The following is an 8,468-nucleotide window of genomic DNA, read 5'->3' on the forward strand; positions in this document are numbered from 1 at the left end:
ACGCGTAGTTGTCGAGGATGTCCAGGATGCCCGCGACGGGGATCAGGACGTCGTCGTCGGCGAGCTGCGGCTCGGCGGTGCCGATCTCGTCGCGCCCGCGACGGCCGCGGCGGTCGCGGTAACGGCCCCGGCGGCCACGGCGGCCGCCGTCGAAGTCGTCGTCGTCCTGCGGGCCGGAGTTGCGGTCCTGACGGCTCTGCTGCTGGGTCTGCTGACCGCGCTGCTGGCCGCCGCCCTGCTGCTCGTCGCCCTTGCCACGGCGGTCGCCGCGGTCGCCACCGCGGTCACGGTCGCCGCCGCGCTCACGGTCGCGGCCGCGCTCACGGCGGTCCCGGCGGCGGCCGTCGGCCTCGCCGTCGGCGGTCTTGGCGTCGCCCTGCGGCTGCGCGGGCGCCTCGGTCCTGGTCTCGGCCTTGGCCTCGGCGACGACCGTCTCGGGGCTGCCCGCCTCGGCGGTGGCGCGGCGACGGCGGCGCTCGGCGGGGGCGTCGGCGCGCTCGGTGTCACCGGCGCGGGCGCCGCCGGCCGGCTGGCCGGGGATCTCGATCTGCTGCTGGGCCACGGCCTTCTCGGCGGGGGCCTCGGCGGCCTTGGGGGCGTCCGCCTTCTTCTCGGCGGACTCGTCACCGGTGCGCGCCTTGGAGGTGGCGCGGCGCTTGGGCTTGGTCTCGGCGGCCGGAGCGTCGGCCTTCGCCGGCGCGGCGCCGCCGCCGGCCTGCGCCTCCTTGATGACCTCGATCAGTTGGCTCTTGCGCATCCGCGCGGTGCCCTTGATACCGAGGCCGGAAGCTACCTGCTGAAGCTCCGCCAGCACCATGCCCTCGAGGCCGGTACCGCGGCGCCGCCGGGAGCCGGCACCGCCGGCAGGCGCGGAGGCGTCCGTGGCGGGCGCGGCAGCGGTCTCCTCGACACGTGCGCCCATCAGATCGGTGGTGTCGCTCACGAAGGGTCCTTCCCTGGAGCGGACGTCGGCCTGTCTGGCTCGGCGACCGGTTGTGCTGTCCGACTTCGGTCCTTGCTGAGGCGAAGCCGGGGCGGTGGTCCGCTCAAAGCGGCGGAGGAAAATTTGCTGGTGATGGTGCTTCCCCGACGATCCGTGGCATCGAGTGTCACGAGGCGTGGTAGCACCGATTCCGGAGCGTGCCCGGCAGACCGCTCAGCGTCGGTGTACGGCGTACTGCCCAGATACGACATACGGAACGCAGTGCGGCTTGGGGAGCTCCCGGAAGAATGTCTGTCCCGGACGGGGACACGAAGCACCTCGCCATGGTGGGGTCGGGTGCAGACTTGAGGTTAACACTACCGGATCCAACAAACATTCCCCCTCTCGAAATCCGGCAACCGTGCACTAAATGTCGCCGGAACGCGTGTCACCCACCGGCGCGAGCGGCAGCACGCTCGCCCCCTCGAGGTCCAGGGCCAGCCGGTTCGCCGCCCAGTCCGTGCCCGCCAGGGCCTCGACCTTGTCGGCCGTGGCGGCGTCGGCGAGCGCCATCACGGTGGGCCCGGCACCGGAGATGACCGCGGGGATCCCGTCGCCGCGCAGCCGCTCCACCAGGGCGGCGCTCTCCGGCATGGCGGGGGCGCGGTACTCCTGGTGCAGCCGGTCCTCGGTGGCGGGCAGCAGCAGTTCGGGACGGTTGGTCAGCGCCTCGACGAGCAGGGCGGCACGGCCCGCGTTGGCGGCGGCGTCGACGTGCGGCACGGAGCGCGGGAGCAGTCCGCGCGCCGTCTCGGTCAGGACCGGCTTACCGGGGACGAAAACCACCGGAACGATGGAATCGTCGGGCTCCATCCTGATCGCGCGCGCGGCGCCCGACTCCATCCAGGACAAGGTGAATCCGCCGAGCAGACAGGCCGCGACGTTGTCCGGGTGGCCCTCGATCTCGGTGGCCAGCTCCAGCAGCGCGGTGTCGTCGAGCCTGCTCTCGCCGCCTATGGTCACCGCGCGCGCGGCGACGATGCCGGCGCAGATCGCGGCGGAGGAGGAACCGAGGCCCCGGCCGTGCGGGATGCGGTTGGCGCAGACGATCTCGAGGCCGCGCGGCTGGCCGCCCAGGACGTCGAAGGCGGTGCGCAGGGAGCGGACGAGGAGGTGCTTCTCGTCGCGCGGCAGCGTCTCGCTGCCCTCACCCGCGATGTCGATGTGCAGCCCGGAGTCGGCCACCCGGACGACGACGTCGTCGTAGAGCCCCAGCGCGAGGCCGAAGGCGTCGAAGCCCGGGCCGAGGTTGGCGCTGGTGGCGGGGACGCGCACCCGTACGGCGGCGGCGCGGAAGGCGGGACCGGCCATCTCGCGATGACTCTCCTTGAGCTGCGGGACTGTCGCTGAGCTGCGTGACTGTCGGGATGTCGTGACGGTCGAGGTCGTGACGGTCGGGGGTGTGTCGAGACTGTCGTAGGACAGGCGAGGGGGTGGGTGAGGGCCCTGGCGCCGACGGGACGGCCGGCGCGGCCGACGCACGGCACTGCGGCATATGCGGCGGGCGGGTTCGGTACAGCCTATCGAAGGAAGGTTCCGCGGCGACATAGGGCGCACAGGAGGCGCACGATGCGTGTCGCAAGCCCCCTGTGCACCCCCGGCGGGGGAATCCCCCGCCGGGTCGCTCATGGGTCGTGCACAGCTCACACACGGTCGTGCGCGGGTCGTCCGGGGTCGCGCGGACGACCTATGCCAGGCCGAGGCGCTGGGCCGCCGTCGCCGCGTCGACCGGGACGGTGACCGGCTGCGGGGCGCCGGCGACGGCCCAGTCCGGGTCCTTGAGGCCGTTGCCGGTGACCGTGCAGACGATCGTCTGGCCCGGGTCGACCTTGCCCTGCTCGGCGGCCTTCAGCAGACCGGCCACCGACGCGGCGGACGCGGGCTCCACGAAGACGCCCTCCTGCGCGGCCAACAGCCGGTAGGCGCGCAGGATCTCACGGTCCGTCACCTCGTCGATGAACCCGCCGGACTCCTCCCGCGCGGCCAGCGCGTGCGCCCAGGACGCCGGGTTGCCGATCCGGATGGCGGTGGCGATCGTCGACGGGTCCTTGACGACCTCGCCGCGCACGATCGGGGCGCTGCCGGACGCCTGGAAGCCCCACATACGGGGCTTGCGCGCGGCGACACCGTCGGCCGCGTACTCCGTGTAGCCCTTCCAGTACGCGGTGATGTTGCCCGCGTTGCCGACCGGCAGGACATGGACGTCCGGGGCGTCGCCCAGCATGTCCACGATCTCGAACGCGGCCGTCTTCTGGCCCTCGATGCGCACCGGGTTGACCGAATTGACCAGCGCCACCGGGTAGTTGTCGCTCAGCTCACGGGCGAGGGTGAGGCAGTCGTCGAAATTGCCGTCCACCTGGAGGATCTTGGCGCCGTGGATCAGGGCCTGGCCCATCTTGCCGAGCGCGATCTTCCCGCGCGGCACCAGTACGGCGGAGACCATCCCGGCCCGCACCGCGTACGCGGCGGCGGAGGCGGAGGTGTTGCCGGTGGAGGCGCAGATGACGGCCTGCGCGCCCTCCTCCTTGGCCCGGGTGATGGCCATGGTCATACCGCGGTCCTTGAAGGACCCGGTCGGGTTGGCGCCCTCCACCTTCAGGTGGACCTCGCAGCCCGTGCGCTCGGAGAGCACCTGCGCGGGCACGAGAGGCGTGCCGCCCTCGCGGAGCGTCACGACGGGCGTGCTGGCGGATACCGGCAGCCGGTCCCGGTACTCCTCGATGATTCCGCGCCACTGGTGGGTCATTGCTGGTTACTCTCCTTCAACCCGCATGATGCTGGCGACACCCCGCACGGTGTCGAGCTTGCGCAGCGCCTCGACGGTCCCGGTGAGGGAGGCGTCGGACGCGCGGTGGGTGACGACGACCAGGGATGCCTCGCCGTCCTTGCCCTGCTGGCGCACCGTATCGATGGACACCCCGTGCTCCGCGAACACGGTGGCCACCTGGGCGAGAACACCCGGTTTGTCGGCCACGTCCAGGCTGATGTGGTAGCGCGTGACGACCTCGCCCATGGGCGACACCGGCAGGGCGGCGTACGCCGACTCGCCGGGCCCCGTCGCCCCGCTGAGCCGGTTGCGGCAGACGGCGACCAGGTCGCCGAGCACGGCGGAGGCGGTGGGAGCACCGCCGGCGCCGGGGCCGTAGAACATGAGCTGCCCGGCCGCGTCCGACTCGACGAACACGGCGTTGTAGGCCCCGCGCACCGAGGCGAGCGGGTGGCTCAGCGGAATCATGGCGGGGTGCACCCGCGCGGTCACGGATCCCCCGTCGGCGGCGCGCTCGCAGATGGCGAGCAGCTTGATGGTGCAGCCCATCTCCTTGGCGGAGGCGAAGTCGGCCGCGGTGACCTCGGTCATGCCCTCGCGGTAGACGTCGTCGAGGCGCACGCGCGTGTGGAAGGCGATCCCGGCGAGGATGGCGGCCTTGGCGGCGGCGTCGAAGCCCTCGACGTCGGCGGTCGGGTCGGCCTCCGCGTAGCCGAGGGCGGTGGCCTCGTCGAGGGCCTCCTGGTAGCCGGCGCCCGTGGAGTCCATCTTGTCGAGGATGAAGTTGGTCGTGCCGTTGACGATGCCCATGACGCGGTTGATCTTGTCGCCGGCGAGGGACTCGCGCAGCGGCCGGATCAGCGGGATGGCGCCGGCGACGGCGGCCTCGTAGTAGAGGTCCCGGCCGTGCTCGCCGGCGGCCGCGTGCAGGGCGGCGCCGTCCTGGGCGAGGAGGGCCTTGTTGGCGGAGACGACGGAGGCGCCGTGCTCGAAGGCGCTGGTGATGAGGGTGCGGGCCGGCTCGATGCCGCCGATGACCTCGACGACCACGTCGATGTCGCCGCGTTTGACCAGGGCGGTCGCGTCGGTGGTGACGAGCGCGGGGTCGATGCCCTCACGGACCCGGGAGGGCCGCCGTACGGCCACGCCCGCGAGCTCCACCGGGGCGCCGATCCTCGCGGCGAGGTCGTCGGCGTGCGTCGTCATGATGCGCGCCACCTCTGAGCCGACCACTCCACAGCCCAGCAGCGCCACCTTCAGCGGACGCGTACGCATCATCCGACCTCGTTTCCTCATACCGTCTACGGCTGGTCCAGTACGGTTGGTCCAGTCTCACTCACCGGACCGCAGTTTCTGCCCTTGGTCCGGATCGTGAGACATGTATTTCATTTTCACGGCCCGCCGGGACGAAAGATTTCCCCCCGGGGCCGTTGCTGAGCCTCTGCGTGCTCACCCGACGTCGAGCCGCAGCAGATCCTCCTCCGTCTCCCGGCGCACGATCACCCGCGACGCACCGTCGGCCACCACGACCACCGGCGGCCGCGGCACATGGTTGTAGTTGCTCGCCATCGACCGGCAGTACGCGCCCGTCGCCGGTACGGCGATCAGGTCGCCCGGCGCCAGGTCCCCCGGCAGGAACGCGTCCTTGACCACGATGTCCCCGCTCTCGCAGTGCTTGCCGACGACCCGCGCGAGCATCGGGGCCGCGTCCGAGGTGCGGGAGACGAGCGCCACGCTGTACTCGGCGTCGTAGAGCGCGGTGCGGATGTTGTCCGACATCCCGCCGTCGACGGAGACGTACGTGCGCAGCCCGTCCAGCGGCTTGACGGTGCCGACCTCGTACAGCGTGAACGCCGTGGGACCGACGATCGCGCGCCCCGGCTCGACGGAGATCCGCGGCGTCCGCAGCCGCGCCGCCTCACACTCACGGGTGACGATCTCGGTGAGCGCCTTGGCGATCTCGTGCGGCTCGCGCGGGTCGTCGGCGCTCGTGTACGCGATGCCGAGCCCGCCGCCGAGGTCGATCTCCGGCAGCTCGACGCCGTGCTCGTCACGGATGGCCTTGAGCAGCCCGACGACGCGGTGCGCGGCGACCTCGAAGCCGGACATGTCGAAGATCTGCGACCCGATGTGGGAGTGGATCCCGATCAGTTCGAGACCGTCGAGCTTCAGCGCCCGCCGTACGGCCTCCGCGGCCTGCCCGCCGGCCAGCGGGATCCCGAACTTCTGGTCCTCGTGGGCGGTCGCGATGAACTCGTGGGTGTGCGCCTCGACGCCGACGGTGATCCGGATCTGCACCCGCTGCCGCTTGCCGAGGGACTGCGCGATGTGCGCGACCCGCACGATCTCCTGGAAGGAGTCGAGCACGATCCGCCCGACGCCGGCGCGGATCGCCCGCTCGATCTCCCGCGTGGACTTGTTGTTGCCGTGCAGCGCGATGCGGTCGGCGGGCATCCCGGCGGACAGGGCGGTGGCGAGTTCGCCGCCGGAGCAGACGTCGAGGTTCAGCCCCTCCTCGTGCAGCCAGCGCACGACGGCCCGGGACAGGAACGCCTTGCCGGCGTAGAAGACGTCGGCGTCGGCCCCGAAGGCGGTGCGCCAGGCACGGGCGCGGGCCCGGAAGTCGCTCTCGTCGAGGACGTAGGCGGGCGTGCCGTGCTCCTCGGCGAGCGCCTTGACGTCGACACCGCCGACGGTGACGACACCGTGCTCGTCACGGGTGACCGTCTGCGCCCAGACCTTGGCGTCCAGGGCGTTGAGGTCGGCGGGCGGTGCGGAGTAGTGGCCCTCGGGGAGGACATCGGCGTGGCGGGGCCCGGCGGGGTGGGCGGAACGGCTCATCTGGGCGTGCTCTCCGGGGATGTCAGAGATGGTCGGGTGCGTCGATGCCGAGCAGGGACAGGCCACCGGCCAGCACCGTCCCGGCGGCTTCGGCGAGCGCGAGCCGGGCGCGGTGGGCGGCCGTGGGTTTCTCGTCCCCCCGGGGCAGGGTGACGGGGAGCAGATCGAGCACGGCGTCGGCGACGACGACCAGATGCCGCGCGAGGCGGGCGGGGGCGGCGGTGGCGTTGGCGATGGGGCGGGGGTGGGGGGTGGCGGTGGTGCCGGTGCCTGTGCCTGTGGCGGTGGTGAGGATGCGGGGGTAGTCGGTGAGGAGGGGGAGGAGGGGGGTGCGGGGTTCTGCGGCGCCGGGTTCTGGGGTGAAGCCGAGGTCGGCGGCGTTACGGACGACGGCCCGGGTGCGGGCGTGGGCGTAACGGACCCGGAAGAGGGGGTTGCCCTCCCGCTGGACGAGGTGATCGGCGGCGGTGATGCGGGGCCGGTCGGAGGGGGCGGGATGGAGCAGGGCCCAGCGGGCGGCGTCGGGGCCGAGGGGGGTGGGGTCTTGGGTGGCGGGGACGGGGTGGACGTCGAGGATCTCGTGTGTGTCGTCCTTATGAAGCGTCTGCTGCTCCTGCTGCTTCTGCTGCTTCTGTTGCTCCTGCTGCTTCTGTTGCCGGATCTCGACTCGCGCGCCTTGCGAGGCGACCATCCGGGCGAGGACGTCGGCGACGACCTCGGCACGGACCTCGTACGGCACGCGCAACACATAGACCTGACCGGCGAGGGCGTCACTGTGCCCGTAGCGCGCCGGTCCCTCGTCCAGAATCCGCCGGACGAGCGCGGCGGCGACGCCCTGATCGAGCCGGATGTTGAGGAAACCGGGCCCGGTGATCTCGACGCCGGTGATGCCGTCGGCGTCGACGAGGTGCGGCCGCAGCAGCTCGGCGACGCGCAAGGGGGGTTGTCCGGCGGGCCGGGAGAGTTGGAGGGCGATGTTGGTGGCGTAGTCCCCCACGCCTCCGGCCCCGGGCGGCGCGACGACGGCCCGCTCGGGTACGTCGACCCTCAGCTCCCCGGCATCCACGGCACGACGCACCGCGCCCAGCACGGTACGGGAGAGCTCGACGGGGGTCACGGGACCAGCGTAGGGGAGGAGGGGGGTGGGTACGCGAGCCGGTTTGGGGTGGTCCCGGGATGTGGACGGTGGGGGTGAGGCGAGCGGAGGAAGCCGCCTGGGCGCCACCTATTCGGGGATACCCCCCTGCCCGGCGGCGAGCCCGAGCCCTTCGCCCCCGAGGACACCACTCCCCGACCGCCCCTCCGTCAACAACTGCTTGACAAGGGCGACGAGTTGATGTGGCTCGAACGGCTTGGAGAGAAACGCGTCGACGCCGGCCTCAAGCCCGGTCTCGACCTCGTACTGGGTACACGCACTGATGATGGCGAGGGGAAGGTCACGCGTCCTCGGATCGGAACGCAGCCGAGCGGCGGTCCGCAGACCGTCCAGTCGAGGCATGACGACATCGAGGGTGACGACATCCGGTCGCACCTGATGAACGACATCCAGACACTCGGCACCATCGGATGCGGTCACGACCTCGAGGCCCTCCAGCTCGAGATTGACCCTGATCAGTTGCCGGATGACCTTGTTGTCGTCGACAACAAGCACCCGGCCCGACGCGCCTGACACAACTCGAGAGTAGGTCCGCACCGGCCACCGCGTCCGGGTTTTCCCCACTTCCACCCCGTGCGGGGGACACCCCCCGGAAACCCGTTCATGACCACCCCGACCAAGCTGGTAGTGTTCTACCCGTCGCCGCGAGCAACACCAACCGGCCGACACGCCCCCGTAGCTCAGGGGATAGAGCAACGGCCTCCGGAGCCGTGTGCGCAGGT

At 71.9% G+C, this 8,468-nt stretch carries 7 protein-coding genes; all 7 read right to left on the reverse strand.

Annotated features, from left to right (window positions below):
- Positions 1-943 (reverse strand): Rho termination factor N-terminal domain-containing protein (locus G6W55_RS36380; RefSeq protein WP_175524894.1); only part of this gene is annotated, 943 nt, incomplete at its 3' end.
- 405 nt (positions 944-1,348) lie between these two features.
- Positions 1,349-2,293 (reverse strand): homoserine kinase, encoded by a 945-nt coding sequence (gene thrB / locus G6W55_RS36385; protein ID WP_175524895.1) that lies wholly within the window; start codon positions 2,291-2,293, stop codon positions 1,349-1,351.
- A 376-nt stretch (positions 2,294-2,669) separates the two neighbouring features.
- A complete protein-coding gene (gene thrC, locus G6W55_RS36390) occupies positions 2,670-3,728 on the reverse strand; it encodes a threonine synthase (RefSeq protein WP_175524896.1) in 1,059 nt (352 codons plus the stop codon).
- Positions 3,729-3,734: 6 nt separating this feature from the next.
- A complete protein-coding gene (locus G6W55_RS36395) occupies positions 3,735-5,027 on the reverse strand; it encodes a homoserine dehydrogenase (protein WP_030784577.1) in 1,293 nt (430 codons plus the stop codon).
- Between the two features lie 171 nt (positions 5,028-5,198).
- Positions 5,199-6,590, reverse strand: coding sequence for a diaminopimelate decarboxylase (lysA, locus tag G6W55_RS36400; RefSeq protein ID WP_175524897.1), 1,392 nt, complete (start codon positions 6,588-6,590; stop codon positions 5,199-5,201).
- Positions 6,591-6,612: 22 nt separating this feature from the next.
- Positions 6,613-7,707 carry an ArgS-related anticodon-binding protein NrtL gene (gene nrtL, locus G6W55_RS36405; protein WP_175524898.1) on the reverse strand — a complete coding sequence of 365 codons (1,095 nt, stop codon included), beginning with the start codon at positions 7,705-7,707 and terminating at the stop codon, positions 6,613-6,615.
- A gap of 108 nt (positions 7,708-7,815) precedes the next feature.
- Positions 7,816-8,316, reverse strand: coding sequence for a response regulator (locus tag G6W55_RS39150; protein WP_375372507.1), 501 nt, complete (start codon positions 8,314-8,316; stop codon positions 7,816-7,818).
- Positions 8,317-8,468 lie beyond the last annotated feature (152 nt).

Origin of the sequence: Streptomyces sp. CAI-85, assembly GCF_013363615.1 — a bacterium.
In the GTDB taxonomy this organism is placed as follows: Bacteria; Actinomycetota; Actinomycetes; order Streptomycetales; family Streptomycetaceae; genus Streptomyces; species Streptomyces antibioticus_B.